Here is a 19,167-nt window from a genome sequence, read left to right as displayed (position 1 = left end):
GGCCGAACGAACCCAACCGCGGCGGGCCGAACGAACCCAACCGCGGCGGGCCGAACGAACCCAACCGCGGCGGGCCGAACGAACCCAACCGCGGCGGGCCGAACGAACCCAACCGCGGCGGGCCGAACGAACCCAACCGCGGCGGGCCGAACGAACCCAACCGCGGCGGGCCGAACGAACCCAACCGCGGCGGGCCGAACGAACCCAACCGCGGCGGGCCGAACGAACCCAACCGCGGCGGGCCGAACGAACCCAACCGCGGCGGGCCGAACGAACCCAACCGCGGCGGGCCGAACGAACCCAACCGCGGCGGGCCGATTTTCCTCAAGGAGTTTGGACTATGGAACTTGCATTGCAAAATTTCGGCTGATTTCCGAAGCTACCGTGTGACGCTTTCCCGCGAGATGACGATCGAAGCCATGCTCTGGGCGCCGGACGAAGCCATTTCGTTGGCGCCGATCGAAGCCATTGCGACCACTCTGAAGGCCAAAGATTGACGATGACGACTCCTTCCACCGTTGCGGCTCCCTGCGGACTCCTGAACCTGAACAAGCCCTCGGGCTGGACCTCGCGGGCGGCCGTTGACCGGGTGACTCGGATCTGGCGCAAGACCAAGGTCGGACATGCCGGCACGCTCGACCCCCTGGCTTCGGGGGTTCTGGTGCTCTGCGTCGGGCAGGCAACCCGGCTCATCGAGTACGTCCAGCAGATGCCCAAGTCGTACCGGACGGTCGTGCTGCTGGGGTCCCGGAGCGATACCCTCGACGCTGATGGCACCGTGGTCGCGGACCCGACGGCCGTCGCGCCGGAGCGGGCGGCGGTCGAGCAGGCGGTGGCGTCGCAGGTCGGGGTGATCCAGCAAATTCCCCCCCAGTTCTCGGCCCTGAAGCGCGAGGGCAAGCGGGCGTATGACCTGGCCCGCGCCGGCGTGGTGGTCGACCTGGCGGCCCGGGCCGTGACGATCACGAGGGTCGAGATCCTGTCCTACGAATGGCCCCGGCTGACGCTGGAAGTCGATTGCGGGTCGGGCACTTACATCCGGTCGATCGCCCGGGATATCGGCGAGATGCTGGGCTGCGGCGGGATGGTTGAGGTGCTCATCAGGACCAAGATCGGCCCGTTCACGGTCGAGGATGCAGTAGATCCGGACACCCTTGACGCCGAGAACCTGGCCGAGCTGCTCCGCCCCCCCATCGGTGCCGTGCCGTCGCTTCCCAGGGTGAACCTCGTCGACGCCCAGATTGTCGACATCCTCCAGGGGCGACCGTTGCGTATCGACGATCCGGCGATTCCGGCCGGTGAGGTCGCGATGATGGGGCCGGACGGACGGCTCGCGGCGATCGGCGAGTGGAAGCCTGAAGAGGGCAAGCTCTGGCCGCGCCGCGTCCTGGCGTCGATGCCCGTCATCGCCTGAATGAACGAACAGTTGCCCCCCGACCAACGAACTAAGAGGGAGAGGAAGGGCTCGCCGCGGCGGACGGACGTCGCGGCCAGAACTCCCCTTCGTTGACGTCCGGGAGGCATGCCATCTACAATTCGCGCCTGAAGCTCGATGACCCGTCCCTAGACAGCACCCAAACGCGGAGGCAGGACCCAACGTTGATTGAACGTAAGACGACCGCAACGTCGGACCAACGCGAGAAGGCCGTCCTGGTCAAGGTTCTCTTGCCGGGCGGCGACTTCAACCCCGAAGATCCCCTCGACGAGATCCAGGGGCTGGCCAAGACCGCCGGCCTGACCATCGCCGGATCCATGCTCCAGCGCAGGCAACACGTCGACATCGCCACCTACATCGGCAGCGGCAAGGTCGACGAGTTGAAGGGGCTAGTCGATGCGCACGAGGCCGACCTCGTCGTCTTCGACAATGACCTCGGCCCCGCCCAGACAAGGAACCTGGAGAAGGCCCTCACCGTCAAGGTGATCGACCGCACCGAGGTCATCCTCGACATCTTCGCCACCCGCGCCAGCACCCACGAGGCCCACCTCCAGGTTGAGCTGGCGCAGCTCGAATATGCCCTGCCACGCCTCAAGCGCATGTGGACTCACCTGTCGCGATATAAAGGTGGCATCGGCGTCCGAGGCCCCGGTGAGAAGCAGCTCGAAGAAGACCGCCGGCTGGTCGGGCAACGGATCCAGGACCTGAAGGCCAAGCTCTCCAAGGTGCAGGCCCGCAAGGAGCGCGAGGTCGCCGGCCGCAATGATGTGGCGACGGTCTCGCTAGTCGGCTACACCAACGCCGGCAAGAGCACCCTGATGAACGCCCTGACCAAGGCCGAGGTCCTGGTCGAGGACAAGCTCTTCGCCACTCTGGACACCCGGACCAAGCGATGGAGCTTCCGAGGCGGCGGCTACGTGCTGCTGTCCGACACCGTCGGCTTCATCCGCGACCTGCCGCACACGCTGGTCGCCTCGTTCAAGGCCACGCTCGAAGAGGCCCGCCAGGCCGACCTCCTGCTGCATGTTGTCGACGCGTCGAGCCCCGAGGCCGAGAAGCAGGTGCAAGCGGTCGACACCGTCCTGCGCGAACTCGGGCTCGACAAGCAGCCGACGATCCTGGTCCTGAACAAGGCCGACAAGGTGGCCGATCGGTCGTTCCTGGACGTGTTACGCGCCCAGCACACCAACTCGGTGACCATCAGCGCGGTCGGCGGCGACGGGATCGGCGATCTCGAGCACGCGGTGCGCCAGGCCCTCGACGAGCGGGCCGTCGACGCCGAGGTCGTCATCGACGTGGGCAACGGCAAGGTGCTCTCCTACCTCGCCCAGCACGCCCGCGTCGAGACCCGCACCTACGACGACGAGCACGTCACCCTCCAGTGCCGGGTCCCGCGCAAGTGCCTCGACTTCCTCCTGGAGAACGGCGCCAAGGTCCGGCAGAGCGAGGACCCCCTCGTCGTCTGACCCATCGGAGCAACGGCCCCCGTCGCCGGCCGACGGGGCCGTTGCTCCCTTCCTCAATCAGGCCTCTTCCCGCTCGGTCCTGACCCAGGCTTCGGGCTTGGGCCGGAGCAGCAGGGCCACCTTCCAGAAGGCATAGAACGGGGCGTAAATGAGCGCCTGCCCGTAACGCAGCGGCAGTCGCATCAGCAGGAACGGACTGGCGAGGTAGCATCCCAGGCCCGCCCAGAGGCAGGCGTTCAGGGCCAGCGTCAGGGCCGTAGGCGCCCAGGCGAGCGTCAGGGCCGTGGCCAGCAGCAGCAGCAGGCCCAGCCGGGCGAGCGGCGGCAGGTTGATGTCGATCAAATAAAGAAACTTGAACAAAACAGAATTCTTGGATGATCTCAGGAGCGGCCCGGTGAACATCCCCTTGAGCTTGGCGCGGCCGACTTCCCAGCGTGTCCGCTGCGAGGCCGCCCCCTGCCCCCCCTTGCTGACCATCTCGGCATAGACCCGCGTCTCGGGCACGAACGTCACCCGCTCGCCGGCCGTGCGCAACTGCCAGCAGAACTCCATATCTTCGGCCAGGCCGTACGACGACCAGGGGACCCGGTCCATCCCCCTGAACGTGAACGCCATGCCGTTGCCTCGCAGCCCGGAGCCAAGGCCCAGCACGTGCTGCCCCTGCGACATCACGCCGTTAATCAGCGAGTAAGCATACGTCAGAAGCTGCGTCCGCCAGGACTGGTCGGCGTTCCGCACCGTGTAGTAGCACTGGAGCCAGTCGGCCCCGCCGGAGATCGGCCCCGAGAAACGCCGCAGGAGATCGGCATCCACCAGGGTGTCGGCGTCGATGACCACCGCCGCGTCGTAGTTTGCCCGGTCGCCGGTCTCGGCCAGGTGGGCGAAGAGGTATTCGAGCGCGAACCCCTTGGTCTTCTTGACCGGGTCACTGCGCTCGACCACCAGGGCCCCGGCCTCGCGGGCCTTCTCGGCGGTCCGGTCGTCGCAGTTATCGGCGATCACCAGGACGTCGAACTGCCCCGGCGGATAGTCCATCGCCCGGCAGCTCTGCACCGTCGAGGCCACGCCCGCCTCTTCATTGTGGGCCGGGATGACGACCAGGAACCGGGTCGATCCGGCGTCGGCCGAGGGCGGCTTCCGGCGATAGAAGGCGGCCGCCAGGGTCACCAGGAAGAGATAGCCGATGGGAAGCAGGAGCGCCAGGTTCGCCGCGACGACGATCGACCGGCCCAGGAGAATCCATGCCATGAGATCGGGGACCACCTCGATAGAAGCGCAAGAACTTCAAACGACGGGCGGCCCACGGGAGGGGAGTCTCGAAGGCCAGCGACGCGAGCCAAAGTACGCCAAGGCACCGCCGCCCCGCAAGCCTTCGAAACGGAGTCGGCCGGCCCACTCGGTTGGGACCGGCCGATCGATCGGGTCGCTCGCGGTCGTCGGCCGAGGTTACCAGCCCGGGTTCAGGCCGACCGGCTGGCCGATGAACACCCTGCTGGTCGGCTGGCTGATGTACACCCGACTGGTCGGCTGGCTGATGATCACCCTGCTGGACGGGACCACCAACGGGTCGAGCGGGACCAGCGCGCCGCCGGGGACAGACTGGCCGGGGACGACGTACGTCCTGGGCAAGACGGGCGTGAAATAGGTGCTGCGGATCGCCCGGCGCTCGGCCCTGAGGTCGGCCTGCGCCAGATCTCGCTCGGCGTTACGCAGCCGGCGGTTATACCGTGCATAGGCGCCGGCCTGGGCCGAGTCGGCGACCAGCAAGGGCGCGACCAGGGTCAGGGCGAGGATCCAGGAGGAAAGACGCTTGGTTCTCAATCCGCTCATCGTGGCTCGCTCCGCGAGAAAAATCGGGCGGGCTCCGTCGGGACGCCCGCCCTCTGACATCCTTAACAACGGCAACCAAAATGCCGTCAGCCGGCGACCACGGGCATCACGTACGGCCCCTTGGGGATGACCGCGACCCGGGCGTCGGGGCCGTACTCGGCCAGCGAGTCGGCCAGGGCCAGCTCGACACTGGCGACGGGCTCGACGAAGCAGGCGGCCAGGACATCGGCCGGCACCCCGTCGCTGACGACCTTGACCTTCACCTTGCGACGGACCTTGGCAAGCTCTTCGACCTGCCACTGGTCCATCACGAAGTAGTCCTTGCCCAGGATACGCTCCATGAACCCTTCCAGGGTCGCGTTTTCTTTGAACAAGGACTGGAATTCGGCGCTGCCCAGGCCCTCCGTCATGCCGGCTGCGATGATGATCGTGCCGCCTTCCTTGACAATCGGCAGGCAGCCGGTCATCCCCTTGATCACCTGGTAGAAGGTGGTGTCCAGCGGGTAACCGGCCGAACTGGTGACCACCACGTCCACCTGGCGGGCGACCGGCGTGGTGACGATCCCGCGGACGAACTCGACCCCCTCCAGGAATGCGGCCTCCATGTCGCCGGCCACCACCGAGGTCACGCGGCGGGCACTGTCGAGGGTCACGTTCACGATGAAGTCGCACCCGGCCATCTTGGCGATCAGGGTGTTCTCCTCGTGCACCGGGTTGCCTTCCAGGAAGCCGCAATCGGCCTTGGGGTGCTCCAGGAAGGCCGGCCCGTGCCAGACCTTGACGGTCTCGAGCGCGGCGATGCCCGGGCAGATCAGCTTGCGGCCGCCGGAATAGCCCGCCATCAGGTGGGGCTCGATCAGGCCGGTCGTGATCTTCAGATCGGCCGTCACGTACCGGGTGTCGATCCAGGCGGGGACCCCGCGCTCGGTGGTGCCCAGGAATGTGTGCTCTTCCAGCCGGGTGCCGTAGTGGTCCTCGACCCGGTAGGCGCCGGCGATCTCGGCCCCCAGCATCTCTATGCGTTCGGCCTCGGTACTGGGCCGGTGCAGGCCGGTGGCGACCAGGATCAGGATGTCCTCACGCGCCAGGCCGGCCTCGTGGAGGACCTTCAGCATCGGCCGGAGGATGATCGCGTTGGGCACCGGCCGGGTGATGTCGCACACGACGATGCAGGCCGACTTGCGGCCCTTGGCAAGCTGCGAGAGCGGCGGGGTTCCCGTCGGCTTCTCGAGCGCCAGGGCCACGGCCGCCTCGGGCTGGTCCAGGGGGGGAACGACCCGGATCTCCAGCGGACCGACGACCCGGTCGGCCGGCAATTCGACCTCCAGGCCGGTCCGGCCGTACTCCAAGGTCACCTTGAGCGTCCTGGAAGCGTCGTTTGTCACGGCTGGGAACTCGCCAAAGGGTCCGCGGGGATTCATCCCCCTAGGATACCCCGGACCTCGCCGTTCCACAAATTCGAGTGCACGCGTCGCCGTCCTCCTTCAGGCCCCCGTTCCCCCCGAAGCTCCCACCAGGTCGGGCGGGGCGAGGGCCGTCGCCGCCCTGGGCCGGACCCGCTTCAGGATCGTGGCTGCGGCCTCCTCCAGGTGGAACGCGACCCCCTCGGCGCCGGCCGCAATCAACCGGCCCGTGATCGCCTCGGTCTCCCCGCCGTCGCCCCAGCGACAGGCCAGAATCGGCAGGCCGGGCGTCTGGGTGGTCAGCCGGCGGATCAGGTAGCGGGCGGACGTCAGGCCCTCGGGCGGGACGTGCGAGATCACCAGCATCGACGCCTTCTCCGAATCGAGGCGGCCGGCCAGGTCCAGCGGAGACTCGCCCTCTTCGACGATTTCGATCGCCACGCCCGACGGCCGCAGGACCAGGGCGAGCATCCGCAAGGCCAGCAGATCGGCCGTGTCCCTGGTGGCGACGCCCACGACCGGGCCTCCGGCACGCCCTGCCGGCGAGGATGCGGGCAGTTCGCCGGGCGAGGCGTCCAGGCTCGGAACCTCGGGCGTCTGCTCCCATTCCTCGAGCTGGTCGGAGATGACCCGCCAGAGGAACGCGCGCTCGTGGTCGTTCAGCTCCCCACGGGCGTGGTCCCGCTCGGCATGGCTCAGGGTGGGGATCAGGATCTGGTCGCAGATCTCCTCGCGCCTCCGCTCCTTCGACGCCTCCTCGATGATCGCCGACGCACCGTCGTCGTCCATCGCCAGCAGCCGCTGATAGAACTTGACCTCGGTGCCCGCGTCCGAATCCTCGCCGATCAGGGTCGCGAAGAAGCTCAGTCCGGGCACCGACTTGCCCAGCACCGCCAGGCAGACCGTCAGCGGGGTCGACAGCAAGAGCCCCAAGGTCCCCCAGAGCCAGGTCCAGAACATCGCCGCCACCAGCAGGCCAAGGGCCGTCACTCCGGTCGTCTTACCGTAAACGACCGGCTCGATGAAGCTGTTGGCCGCCGTCTCCAGAATCCCGTAGAGCGCCGCCACCATCAGGGGCTCGCGCCAGCCGTCGAAGTGGGCGAACGAGAAGGCCAGGGGGAGCGCGAACGCGACGGCCGCGCCCACATACGGGATGAACCGGAGGCAGGCGGCCATGAAGCCCCAGAGCACCGCGTAGGGGACACCGATCGCCCAGAGCCCGATGCCGACGATGAGGCCGAAAAGCGAGTTCATCAGGCCCCACATCGCCAGATACCGACTGATCCGCTGGCCCACCTCCTCCAGGGTCCTGGTCGTGACGCTCAGCCTCGACCGGCCCATCAGCCGGATCATCCGGTCGCTCATGTCGTCGCGCGTATAGAGCATGAACAGGACGAGGACCACCACGAAGCTGGCCACCGTCAAGGGTTCCAGCAGCGGGCCGATCGTCGAGTCGAGCCGCTCGCGGAAGGTGGTCTGCTCGACGACCCGGACGTTTTCGATCTTCTTGCCATCGGCCTCGGGGGCCGCTGTTCCCTCGACCCTCTTGGAGATGGCCGTTGCGGCCCGCTCGACGTTCCGGATCGCCTTGGACTGCATTGGCCGCATTCTCGAGATCTTCTCGCCGACCTTCTCCTGATACTCGGGCAGCTTCTCGGCGAGGTTGGCCAGCTGCGTCTCGACCACGTAGACCACACCCCCCAAGATCCCGAGCGCGGAGATGACGCTGAAGGCCACCGCGGCCGGCCTGGGCAGGCCACGCCTTTCCAGGAATCGGCAGAGCGGGGCCAGGGCGAAGCTGAGCAGGATCGCCAGCGCCAGCGGCTTCAGGACCTCGGCGGCAAACGACATGAAGCCGATCACCGCGAAGATCAGGAACGTGATGACGATCGGGTGGTCGACGGTCAGTGTCTTGCGGGACGAGGCCATGGATGGGTCCACACCCGGGGAGCATCCCCCGGTCCTGGTCGCGGGTCGCGGCGATGGGGAAGTCGGGGCGGCTCATCGCCCGGCGACACGGACGCCCGCCCCGCGCCAGGCACGGCGCGGGGCGGGCGAATCGAAGGAGGTCTGGTGGATCCTCAGACGGGTCGGACCGGCTTGCGGACGCCCAGGATCGGCACCGGCGAGGGGAGCTCGCCCGAGCCGATCAGCGAACCCACGATCACCGTGACCATCGAGACCAACACCCCGAGCAGCGTGTACCAGGTCGCACGCCGGGTCTGGTCGACGGCCAACCGTGCGTTCTCGCGCACCTCGGGGTCGTTCACCGCGTCGCGGACCTGCTCAGACAGGGGCGCGGCACCGGTCTTGATGCCGGCGAGGCGTTCGTCGACCATCGACTGGATGCTCTTGGCCTTCTCGGCGTCCACGCCCATGCTCTTCAGGTCCTGCTCGAACTTGCCGCCGCCGAAGCTGGCGTCATACCGAGAGACGATCGAATCGACCAGCCCGCCGCTCGCCGGCGCAGGCGCACCGCCGTCATGGACCACCGGCGCGGCGCCGTAGGTCAGGCCCAGGAGCGCGCCGAAGCCGACCCGGACGCCGACGCTCACCAGCCAGAACATGCCCATGAAGAGCACCCCCCAGAGGATGACACCGTACAGGATCGCTTCGAGCTTGCTCTCGCCCACGGCCAGGCGGCTGACCGCCCAGCCCCCCATGAACATCGCGACCAGGAGCGTGATGATCGAGTACAGGGCCGCGCCGAAGCCCAAATTCGGCTGACCGCGCACGGCCCCTTCCAGGCCGAGGGCCACGCCCAGAAGGGTGAGCACGAAGTAGATGGCCAGGGCCACCATCGCCCCGGCGGAGATCGCACCCCAACTCACGCGACTGCGCACCGACAACACGTCCACGGCGCTCAGACGATTCGGATCGGCCATCGATGTCTCTCCCTCAATCGGCGCCTTGTGGCCGCCATGACTTCAGAGTCCCGAAAAAGCCCGGGCTCTTTGACCGACCCAACTTGCGAATGACATGCCTAACCGATACACCTGGCGCACCGGTTGCAGAGTCTCTCGTCCAAACGTCGTATGATCGGGCCCAAACGCCCTGATATCGAACTCAACCGCTCAACCGGAGGAGCCCCGATGACGCCCAATCCCCCGAATCGCCGCGAGTTCCTCCAGGCGACCACCGCAGGCCTGGCCGCCGCGGGAATCGCCGGGGCCGCTACCCCCGACCAGGCCGACCGCGTCAACGCAGGGGGCATCCCCCTGCGGCCGCTCGGCCGGACCGGCGAGATGGTCACGCTGCTGGGCCTCGGCGGCCACGCCGCGACCAACCCCAAGAACCTCGACGAGAAGGCCAGCCTCAAGCTCATCCAGCGTGCCGTCCACGAGGGGATCACCTTCCTGGACAACGCCTGGGACTACCACGACGGGCTCGCCGAGGAGCGCATGGGCAAGGCGCTCGACGAGGGCAAGCTCCGCGACAAGGTCTTCCTGATGACCAAGGTCTGCGGCCGGACCGCCAAGGACGCCAGGTCGAACCTGGACGACTCCCTCAGGCGCCTGAAGACCGACCACCTCGACCTCTGGCAGTTCCACGAGATCGTCTACGACAACGACCCCGACTGGGTCTTCGCCGAGGACGGGGCCATCCACGCCGGTCTCGAAGCCCTCAAGTCGGGCAAGGTCCGCTACCTGGGCTTCACCGGCCACAAAGACCCGCTCATCCACCTGAAGATGCTCGAGAAGCCGTTCGACTGGGCCACCTGCCAGCTCCCCATCAACGTGATGGACGCCCACTACCGGAGCTTCCAGAAGGAAGTCCTGCCGGTCCTGAACAAGCGCGGCATCGGCTCGATCGCCATGAAGAGCCTGGGCGGCAACGGCTCGATCGTCACCAAGGCGGGCATCGCGGTCGAAGACGCCCTGAACTACGTCTTCTCTCAGCCCATCTCGACCCTCGTCTCGGGGATGGACGACGAGAAGGACCTCGACCAGAACCTCAAGATCGTCCGGGCCTTCAAGCCCTACACCGACGACCAGAAGAAGGCCGTCGAGGCCAAAACCCTGGCCCTTGCCGGAGACGGCCGCTTCGAGCTCTTCAAGTCCTCGAAGGATTACGACGGCCCCGTCCACCGCAAGCAGCACGGATTCGACATCGCAGCGACGGCCTGAACATGAATGGATGAAAAAAAGCCGCGGCGGCCACCTCGCTCAAGGTGGCCGCCGCGGTCTTCGTTTGTACTCAGTGTGCCATCCGAGGCATCAGGGTGCGTAGGTCCGGGTCGAGCCCTCTTCGTCGAAGATCTTGCGGACGTTGGCCGCCTGGAGGTCGGGGACGGTGGCGCTGACGACGATGTGGCCGGCCTCGAGGCCCGTGTGATAATGCGTGGCCTCGTCCTCGGGGAGTCCCACGCCGACCAGGCCACCGATCAGGCCGCCGGAGGCCGCGCCGATGCCGGCGCCGGTGAGTGCCGCGGCGAGCGGGCCGCCGATCAGGACAGGGCCCAGGCCGGGCAGGATGAGGTTGGTGCCGACCAGGGCCAGGCCGACGAGCGCCCCGACGCCCGCGCCCGAGACGACGCCGGCGGTCGCCCCTTCGGCGCTCAGGTCATTGGCACCCGTGTCATCGGTGAGAGACTCGCTGACCTGGACGTCGCGAGCGGCGACGCCGATGGATTCGGTGGAGATCCCGGCATCGCGCAGGCGTTGGATGGCGGCCTCGGCGGCCGTGCGCGATTCGAACATTCCGACGACGGTCTGCATCGTTGAGTCCTCGATTCAGAGGGGCACATCCACGTCCGCAAATTCGGGACGCTCATCGAGTGAAGATGGATGTTCCACAGGGCAAACCGCGCGCCAAGCGGTAGGCCGACTCGGATAAGCCACCTCGTCAGATCATTTCAGATCGACCGCCGTGCCTCCGGATGGCGCACGACGCGGCCCGGCAGTTCCGGTCCGGGAAGGCAAATTCCCAGACGAGGGCAGCCGGGCCGTCGGGATCAGGGCCTTGCGTCGGCCGCCTTCAGGTCGGAGAGCAACGCGTTCAGGCCGGCGCGGGCGACTTCCGCATCCTGCTCGCCCGTGCTGCCCGCCACCCCCACGGCGCCGATGACCTGGCCCTCGACCAGCAGCGGCACGCCGCCGAGCAGCGACGTGATCCGGCCCCCTCCGGCCGCCGCGGCGTTTTCCAGGCCCAGGTTCAGCAGGACGTCGGGGTTGGACGAGCCGGCGGGCAGCGGGCCGGTCGCCTGGCGGAAGGTCGCCGCGGCAATCGCCTTGGTTGTCGCCGTGGCCACGCTGGCCGGCCTCGCCCCGTCCATGCGGATGAACGCGAGCAGGTTGCCGCCGTCGTCGACCACCGCGATGTTCGACTTCAGGTTCAGCCGGGTTGCCTCGGCCTCGGCCGCGGCCAGCACCCTGCGGGCGCCCGCCAGGGTCAGCCGCACCTGGCCTCGGGCCACGAGCGGTGACGAGGCCCCCGGGCCGGCATCCGCGGCCGGTTTCGTCGCGACCGTCACCCCGGGCTCGGGCGCGCCCGGCGTCGTCTGACGAAGGGCGATGTCCAGCGAAGTGATGGCCTGCGCGAGCCCCTGGTCGAACTGGCGCGACTTGAACTGGGCCACCAGGGCGTCCTGCACCGCCTTGCGGCCGGCCGACGGCAGCCGGTCGCGGAAGGCCGAGGTGACGAGCACGTCGAGCTTGGCGTCGCGCTTGGCGATCAGGATATAGACCCCCTTGCGGTCCAGGTCGACGGCCCTTTGCCTGGTCTCCTCGACCACGTCGACCCCGCGCAGGGAGTCGACCGTCTCGATGGTCACGGGCACGCCCCGTTCGACAGCCAGGGCCTGCAAGGCCGCCCTGGCCGAGCGCAGGGCGTTCTCGGAGAACATGCCGGCGGAGTCGAGGATCTCGGTCGAAGGGGCTGCGGCTGGGGTCGAAGGAGTCGCCGCCGGCTTGCGAGCCTTGGGCGGCTCCAGCAGGATCGTCCCGGGGATCGGATCCTCCTTGACGGACGGCGGGGCCTGCGCCGCCGCCCATGCGCCCGGCGAGCCGAGCGTGAGGACGAGGGCCAGGCCGTGCAAGACTCGGCAGGATCGACGGCGCGTCATGGGACGATGTTCCCTTTGCATGGAGTGCGGTGCTCGATCAGGGCTTGGACCTGGACTGGGCCAGCATCCAGCCGATCAGGCCGGCGTCGTTGTAGGCTCGGTCCCAGCTATTGTGGCCGACTCCGCGGAATTCCGTCTGCCCGGCCTTCGCCCCGGCCGACCTGAGGGCCGCGACCATCTCGCGCATGTTCAGGACGGTCGCGTCGCGATCGTCGTCGCCCACGACGGTCCAGAACGGCAGCCCCTTGATCGCATCGACCGAGTCGAGCTTGCCCTGGCCGCAGATGGGCACGACGGCCGAGAATTTCTTGGGGTGACTGGCCGCCATCTGCCAGGCGCCGGAGCCGCCCATCGACAGGCCGGTGAGCACCACGCGATCCGGGTCGACCTTGAACGCGGAGGTCACGTCTTCCAGCGCCGCGAGGGCTTCATTGGCGTCGTCGGAACCTGCCGCCCAGGTCTTCTTCGCTTGCGGGATGACGACGAGCGCCGGGAATCGACCCGGGTTCGCCGCGATTGCCGGGCCGATGCCGGTCTGGGCCTGGATCACACCATCCTCGCCACGCTCGCCCGACCCGTGCAGGAACAGGATCGCCGGCCAGGCCTTGGAGGCGTCGTACCCCTCGGGCACCCAGAGCGTGTACTTGCGGTCGCCGCCGGGTGTCTTCACCGTACGAAGGTGGAAACCCGGCGCCGTGGCGTCGCCCTCGGCCGTGGGGCTGGGTAGCGGCTGGATCAGGATGTCCTTGAACTGAACCTCCATCGGCCCGCCGGCGTGGATCTGGAGCGCGATCCTGCCGTCACGGGCCACCGAGGAGTCATCTTCCTCATACTTCACGTCGGTCACGCCGTTGAGCGTCATCACGATCGACTTGCCCGAGCAGCGGATTACGTAGTGGTTCCAGCCGTCGGCGTTGAGCTTGGCGATCGCCTCTTTCGAGCCGGGGACGAGTACCTTGTTGCGGCGGCTCTCGTCATACAGCCCGCCCCAATAGCCCTCGCCGATGTCGGCCTGGTAGCCGGACATCTCGGTGCCAGGCACTCGGACGCTGCGGAACTGCACGCCGCTGTTCCCCTGGTCGCCTACCAGCCGGAAGCTTACCTTCAGCACGAAATCGCCGTAGCTGGCGTTGGTGGCCAGGAATTCGTTGTGGTCAAGGCCGGGCGACTTGCCCACGAGCAGGCCGTCGCGTGCCGACCAGAGCGCCGCGTTCCCCTCCCAGCCGTTCAGGCTTTTGCCGTCGAAGAGGGGGGTGAAGCCGGCCGTCTCGACGAACGGCGGCTTGTGCTCGAGCAGGTTGGCCCAGTAGGTCAGGATCGCCGCGGTGTAGGTGCCGCCCACGTCGGAGACGCCGCCTGGGGCTTGCGCAAAGGCGCCATCGGCGGTCGCGTGGCGGGCGACGTAGGCCCGCACCGCGTCGAGATTGGGTAACTGCTTGAGCATGTAGAACCCGCGCATGACGCGGTAGGTTGTCCCGGTGTCAGAGACCGGGCCGCCGTCTTTCGACCACCCGCCGTCGGGGTTCTGTCCCGCACGCATCGCCTCCACGACGGCCTTGGTGGTCGCCTCGTCGGGGGTCTGCCCCATGCGCAGGAGCGCCACGATGCGTTCGCCGGTGATCCTCCCCTTCGTGGGCGCCTGGCCCCAGGTGCCGTCGGCGTTGCGGCCCTCGTTGACGATCTCGGCCCAGCGCGGGAAGTCGGGCGAGGTGGCCTTCACAGCCTCGAGGCCCGCCACGGCGATGCGCACATCATCGAACGACTTGGCGTTCTCGTGGAAGAAGGCGATCGCCTTGTCGGCCAGCTCTTTGGTCGGCTGCTTCAGGTCGGCGAAGACGAGCAGGGCAATGGCCGTGGTCGCCACATCGGGCTTGCCGCCCGGCTTGGGGGCGAAGGCTCCGGTGGCCGGATCCTGGCAGCTCTTGAGGAACTCGATGGCCTTGGGGATGTCGGGGACCGACCCGCCGAGGAACTTTAACGTGCGGATGGCCGACGACGTCGAGCCCAGCGTCGAAGCCTGCCCGGGCGCCGGGGCGAACCCGCCGTCGGGGTTCTGCAAGGCGGCCAGGAATCGGGCGGAGGGATTCTCCTGGGTCTGGCCCGGCGTCGGGGCCTGGGCCCTCGCCGCCACACCGCTCGTCCAACCGGTGGCGGCCAGAAGTCCGGCCGACAGGAGCATTCTCGCCAGCAAGGGGCGTCGCATGGGGCGTCTCCGCGTAGGTTCGGGCGTCGCACGACCGCGCCTGGGAGGGGCACCCCAGGGCCTGACCGCCAGTCTGCCAGGCACGCCGCCCCGACGCAACCGGCCCAACAGGCGCAGGCTCGCCCCCTTGCACCAGCCCCGGTTCGCGGCCACGATGATGGTCCCGCTTGAGGGAGCGACCTCCCGCCCGAGCCCGCTTGACTTCCCCGGAGACCTGTCGATGAGCCCCACCACGCCCCGCGCCGCCGGCGCGGCACTGGCGATCGCCGCGGCGCTCGCCGCCTTCACCCCCCGGGCGCAGGCCCAGGCGCCGGCGGCCCCCGAGCTGGTGGCGCCCACCGAGGCTCGCACGCCCGAGCAGGAGCGCAAAGGATTCCGCCTCCCCGAAGGCTTCCGGATGCAGCTCGTCGCGTCGGAGCCCACGATCGACAAGCCGATGAACATCGCCTTCGACGACCTGGGCCGGCTCTGGGTCACATCGACCCTGGAATACCCCTACCCCGCCCCTCCAGGCCAGAAGCCCCGCGACCGCGTCATCATCCTCGACGACTTCGGGCCCGGCGGCCTGGCGCGCAAGGCCACCACCTTTGCCGACGCCCTGAATATCCCCATCGGCCTGCTGCCCATCGCCGGCGGCAAGGAAGCACTCGTCCACACCATCCCCGACATCCAGCGGCTGACCGACACCGACGGCGACGGCAAGGCCGACACGAGAGAGACGCTCTACTCGGGCTACGGCTTCCGCGACACCCACGGCATGACCAACGCGTTCACCTGGGGCTTCGACGGCTGGATCTACGCCTGCCACGGCTTCAACAATGAGTCCAAGGTCAAAGGGGCCGACGGCAAGCCGGTCTCCTTCCAGTCGGGCAACACTTATCGCTTCAAGGCCGACGGCTCGCACCTGGAATATTACACCCACGGCCAGGTCAATCCGTTCGGCCTCGGGTTCGACCCGCTGGGCAACCTCTACTCGGCCGACTGCCATACCAGGCCCATCTTCAGTCTGCTGCGCGGGGCGTACTACCCCAGCTTCGGCAAGCCGCACGACGGGATCGGCTACGGCCCCGAGATGATGACGCATGACCACGGATCGACCGGCATCGGCGGCCTGACCTATTACACGGCCGACCAGTTCCCCGCGGCCTATCGAGACTCAATCTTCATCGGCAACGTCGTCACCAGCCGGATCAACAACGACCGGCTCGAGCACCACGGCTCCACCGGCCTGGCCATCCCCCAGCCCGACTTCGTCGTCAGCGACGACCCCTGGTTCCGCCCCGTCGACATCAAGCTCGGCCCCGACGGCGCCCTCTATGTCGCCGACTTCTACAACCGGATCATCGGCCACTACGAGGTCCCGCTGACCCACCCCGGCCGCGACCGCCACCGAGGCCGGATCTGGCGCATCACCTACGAAGGCAAGGACGCCGACTCGAAGCCCGCCAAGGCGCCGCGTGCCGACTGGACTGTCGCCTCGGTGCCCGACCTGATCGGCGACCTGGCGCACGCCAACCTCAGCGTCCGCACCAAGGCCACCAACCAGCTCGTCAGCCGGGGCTCGGCCGAAGTCCTCGACGCCCTGAAGGCCACGGTCAAGGGCGAGAAGCCAGCCGCCCGCGTCCAGGCCCTCTGGGCGTTGTCACGCCTGAAGGCGCTCGACGAGCCGACCCTCGCCGCCCGCACCACCGACGCCGACGCGACCGTCCGCACCCACGCCCAGAAGGTCGTCGGCGAGCTTGATGAGCTGACCCCGGCCAGCGAAGGACTGGCCAAAACCGGCCTGTCCGACCCCGACGCCTACGTGCGCAGGGCCGCAGCCGAGGCCCTTGGCCGGCACCCCAACACGTCGCATCTGGCCCCGCTGGTTGCCTTGATCGAGACGACCGCGGCCGACGACACCCACCTGCGGCACGTCGCCCGCATGGCCTTGCGCGACGAGCTTCGGCCCGACGCCGCCTGGCAGGCCGTCGGCCCCATCGTCGGCAACGACAAGGCGCGGGCCACCATCGCCGACGTCGCTCTCGGCGTCCCCTCGGCCCCGGCCGCCCACTTCCTGCTGGAGACCCTGGCCGCCGGCACCGCGGGCCCGAACCCCACGGAGCTTGCCCACCACGTCGCCCGTTACGGCGAGGCCGCCGACACCGCCGCCCTCTTCGCTCTGGCGCGCAGGGCCGGCTCGGCCGACCTGAACCGCTCGATCGCGCTGCTCAAGGCGATCCAGCAAGGCGCCCAGGAACGGGGCACGCCCCTGCCCGAGGCCCGAGCCTGGGCCGTCGAGCTGACCGGGACCGCCCTCAAGTCGACCGACGGCAACACCGCCCAGGCGGGGATCGACCTGGCCACGGCCTTCGCACTGCCCGAGGCCACCGCCCCGCTCGCAAGCATCGCCGCCGACGCCAAGGCCCCCGAGCCCAGGCGGCTCGCCGCGATCAATGCGCTCACCGCGATCGACCCGGCCGCCTCGGTCGTCCCCGCCGTCGCCGTGCTGGCCGACGCCCAGACCCCCGCCGGCCTCCGCGAACAGACCGCGCTGGCCCTGGCCCGCACCAACCGCCCCGATGCCCTCGCCCGCCTGGTCGAGGCCCTGCCCACCGCCCCCGGACGCCTCCAGACGGCCATCGCCGCGGGACTGGCCGGGAGCAAGGAGGGGACCGACGCCCTCCTGACCGCGGTCACCGCCGGCAAGGCCTCGGCGCGGCTGCTCCAGGACCGGATCGTCGAGGTGAAGCTCAAGGCCCTGAACCTCCCCGGCCTGGCCGAACGCCTCAAGCCGCTCCTCGCCGGCCTCCCCCCCGCCGATGAGAAGCTGCTGGCCATGCTCGCCGCCCGCCGCGACCGCCACGTCAAAACCGGCGGATCGTCCGACGCAGGCCGCCTCGTCTTCGAGAAGAACTGCGCCGCCTGCCACCAGATCGGCGGCAAAGGGGCCAAGGTCGGCCCGCAGCTCGACGGGGTCGGAGGCCGAGGGGTCGAGCGTATCGTCGAGGACATCCTCGACTCCAACCGCAACGTCGACCAGGCCTTCCGCTCCACGAACCTCGCCCTGACCAACGGCCAGGTCGTCTCCGGCCTCCTCCTCCGAGAAGAAGGCCAGGTCCTCGTCCTCGCCGACGCCCAGGGCAAGGAAGTCCGAGTCCCCGGCGATCAGGTCGAGGAACGGGTCATCACCCAGATCTCCCCCATGCCCGCCAACTTCGCCGATCAGATTCCCGAGGCCGACTTCGACAACCTCCTCGCCTTCCTCCTCGGCCAGAAGCCCCCGGCCGCCGAGAAGCGATGATCCTGGCCCTAACCCCGGGTGGGAGGCGACCGCAACTTCGCCTCCTTCCCTTTCAAAGCCCGGCCGCCGGCCGGTCTCGAACACAACGGCCCTTTCCCCCCCCGCACTCGACTCCCTGGGTCTTACCGATGCCCAACAGGACCGCACAGGAGCGGACCTAGCCGCAACGGGCGAGTGAAAACCACATTTCAAGGACGAGGCGTGACACCCTTCGCGACCCGTCGGAGGGTCCGCCGCAGCGCGAGGTTAGGCGTCGTTCATGGCAGCCATTGGGTTGCTCCCTCCGACCAATCCATTGATTGCCAGCTTCACAAGTCGCTTACCATGATCCAGGACCTCCGACCGCCAACTCTCCGAACCCGGACAGAACAGCTCTGCAAGCCGCTGTTTCGCTCGCTTGGTCGCTGTGTCCGTCGCCCTTCCCCAGTGGTGGGCTTGGTTCTCCTCGCGTAGGCCGGCGAGGATCCGGGTCGGCTTGTACGTTCCGAACTCGGCCGCGGCGTAGAGATAGTCTCGCCCTCGGTTCTGTGCGACGCACCACCGCCCGAAGCTCCCGCGAACCGCGAACGCCGTCTTGTTCGGGTCCGTCGCCTCGAATGAATCCGGCCCGAACCAACGTCCGAGTTGCTCGCGTTTCGATTCGCTGAGCGGGTAGTCGATGAGCAATCGGCACTTCGCCCAGGCACCCAGACCCGTGTGGAAATCGAGATGAACAACTTGCCGGCTGTCTCCGAGCCAGCCGTCGAATTCCGCGGAGAGGATGCGGTTCGCGGCAGAAGGCCCGTCGCCGCCGTAGAAGATACCCCGCGGGAAGTCGTATTGTCCGGACGCCACGGCTTGTTTGAGCGCAGGGATGCCATGCCGGAATATCGCCGCAAAGAATTTGAGCGTCACAGGCTCCCAGCGTCGTGGGGAACGCTTCGGATTCAACAATCCATCGAGTTCCGCGTAACCCGGAGGACTTCCTGAGAATGATTCCCCCTCCAGTAACAGATTTCGGTTGAGGTCGACGTTCTGCTCGTTGAACCTTCGGCGCCAGGCGAAGCCGTAGGGATTCAGCCCGTGGAGCAGGACCACTCGAACCGACGGGGGTTCGGCCTTTGGGCCGACCCAATCTCGGAGCAGAGCGAGTTGAACAGCGGAGCCGACCGGACCCTCGACCCCATGAACTCCGCTCGAGATGACCAGCGCCTGGTCGCTCCCGGCACTCTCTCTCACGGCGACGTCGATGGTCAGCTCGATCCCATCCGGACCCGCGCCGTCGATTGGATAGGACATCAGGGCCAACCCCGCGTCGGCGGCCGCCTCCCGGAAACGGCTTCGGGCGGTTTCGTAGTCGCTCGAATAGAATGAGGCGGTATCCAACGAGGATCGCTCCCGACGCTTGACGTGCATTGGACGGACAAGACGACGTGTTGAACGATGCCAACACCCCCCATTTTCCCGGACGTCCCCCCGGAGTCCAGGAGATTGTCCAGCGCGA

The 19,167-nt window shown here is 68.2% G+C and carries 14 protein-coding genes; 5 read left to right on the top strand and 9 right to left on the bottom strand.

The annotated features are described in order from the left end of the window. Nucleotides 1-347 precede the first annotated feature (347 nt). From EP7_RS14350 to hflX, 3 genes are all read left to right on the top strand, one after another. Nucleotides 348-497, top strand: a complete 150-nt coding sequence (locus tag EP7_RS14350; RefSeq protein WP_463521814.1) for a hypothetical protein — start codon at nt 348-350, stop codon at nt 495-497. A 2-nt stretch (nt 498-499) separates the two neighbouring features. Continuing rightward, on the top strand, nt 500-1,414 hold the full coding sequence (truB, locus tag EP7_RS14345) for a tRNA pseudouridine(55) synthase TruB (RefSeq protein WP_463521812.1): 915 nt from the start codon (nt 500-502) through the stop codon (nt 1,412-1,414). Nucleotides 1,415-1,599: 185 nt separating this feature from the next. Beyond that, nucleotides 1,600-2,901, top strand: a complete 1,302-nt coding sequence (gene hflX / locus EP7_RS14340; protein ID WP_463521810.1) for a GTPase HflX — start codon at nt 1,600-1,602, stop codon at nt 2,899-2,901. A 57-nt stretch (nt 2,902-2,958) separates the two neighbouring features. Here hflX and EP7_RS14335 read toward each other — a convergent pair whose 3' ends face one another. From EP7_RS14335 to EP7_RS14315, 5 genes are all read right to left on the bottom strand, one after another. Continuing rightward, nucleotides 2,959-4,149, bottom strand: a complete 1,191-nt coding sequence (locus EP7_RS14335) for a glycosyltransferase family 2 protein (protein WP_463521808.1) — start codon at nt 4,147-4,149, stop codon at nt 2,959-2,961. A gap of 198 nt (nt 4,150-4,347) precedes the next feature. Continuing rightward, nucleotides 4,348-4,731, bottom strand: a complete 384-nt coding sequence (locus tag EP7_RS14330) for a hypothetical protein (protein WP_463521806.1) — start codon at nt 4,729-4,731, stop codon at nt 4,348-4,350. Nucleotides 4,732-4,817: 86 nt separating this feature from the next. Continuing rightward, nucleotides 4,818-6,116: a nickel-dependent lactate racemase family protein gene (locus EP7_RS14325; protein ID WP_463521804.1), complete on the bottom strand. Its 1,299-nt coding sequence runs from the start codon at nt 6,114-6,116 to the stop codon at nt 4,818-4,820. 99 nt (nt 6,117-6,215) lie between these two features. Continuing rightward, nucleotides 6,216-8,063: an AI-2E family transporter gene (locus tag EP7_RS14320; protein ID WP_463521802.1), complete on the bottom strand. Its 1,848-nt coding sequence runs from the start codon at nt 8,061-8,063 to the stop codon at nt 6,216-6,218. A 152-nt stretch (nt 8,064-8,215) separates the two neighbouring features. After that, nucleotides 8,216-9,019, bottom strand: coding sequence for a hypothetical protein (locus EP7_RS14315; protein ID WP_463521800.1), 804 nt, complete (start codon nt 9,017-9,019; stop codon nt 8,216-8,218). Between the two features lie 207 nt (nt 9,020-9,226). Here EP7_RS14315 and EP7_RS14310 point away from each other — a divergent pair, with 207 nt between their 5' ends. Continuing rightward, nucleotides 9,227-10,261: an aldo/keto reductase gene (locus tag EP7_RS14310; protein WP_463521798.1), complete on the top strand. Its 1,035-nt coding sequence runs from the start codon at nt 9,227-9,229 to the stop codon at nt 10,259-10,261. Between the two features lie 90 nt (nt 10,262-10,351). Here the strand turns inward: EP7_RS14310 and EP7_RS14305 are convergent, their stop codons facing one another. From EP7_RS14305 to EP7_RS14295, 3 genes are all read right to left on the bottom strand, one after another. After that, nucleotides 10,352-10,852: a general stress protein gene (locus tag EP7_RS14305; protein WP_463521796.1), complete on the bottom strand. Its 501-nt coding sequence runs from the start codon at nt 10,850-10,852 to the stop codon at nt 10,352-10,354. Nucleotides 10,853-11,088: 236 nt separating this feature from the next. Then, nucleotides 11,089-12,198, bottom strand: coding sequence for a heme-binding protein (locus EP7_RS14300; protein WP_463521794.1), 1,110 nt, complete (start codon nt 12,196-12,198; stop codon nt 11,089-11,091). A 37-nt stretch (nt 12,199-12,235) separates the two neighbouring features. After that, a complete protein-coding gene (locus tag EP7_RS14295; protein ID WP_463521792.1) occupies nt 12,236-14,401 on the bottom strand; it encodes a 3-keto-alpha-glucoside-1,2-lyase-like domain-containing protein in 2,166 nt (721 codons plus the stop codon). A gap of 220 nt (nt 14,402-14,621) precedes the next feature. Between EP7_RS14295 and EP7_RS14290 the strand changes: the two genes are divergently transcribed. Then, complete coding sequence (locus tag EP7_RS14290; protein WP_463521790.1) at nt 14,622-17,684, top strand: PVC-type heme-binding CxxCH protein; 3,063 nt, start codon at nt 14,622-14,624, stop codon at nt 17,682-17,684. A gap of 246 nt (nt 17,685-17,930) precedes the next feature. Here the strand turns inward: EP7_RS14290 and EP7_RS14285 are convergent, their stop codons facing one another. Then, on the bottom strand, nt 17,931-19,049 hold the full coding sequence (locus EP7_RS14285; RefSeq protein ID WP_463521788.1) for a M14 family metallopeptidase: 1,119 nt from the start codon (nt 19,047-19,049) through the stop codon (nt 17,931-17,933). Nucleotides 19,050-19,167: the final 118 nt, after the last annotated feature.

Source organism: Isosphaeraceae bacterium EP7 (assembly GCA_038400315.1).
Classification (GTDB): Bacteria; Planctomycetota; Planctomycetia; order Isosphaerales; family Isosphaeraceae; genus EP7.
The sequence above is the reverse complement of the archived record's forward strand: the minus strand, read 5'-3'. Positions and strand labels throughout refer to the sequence as shown.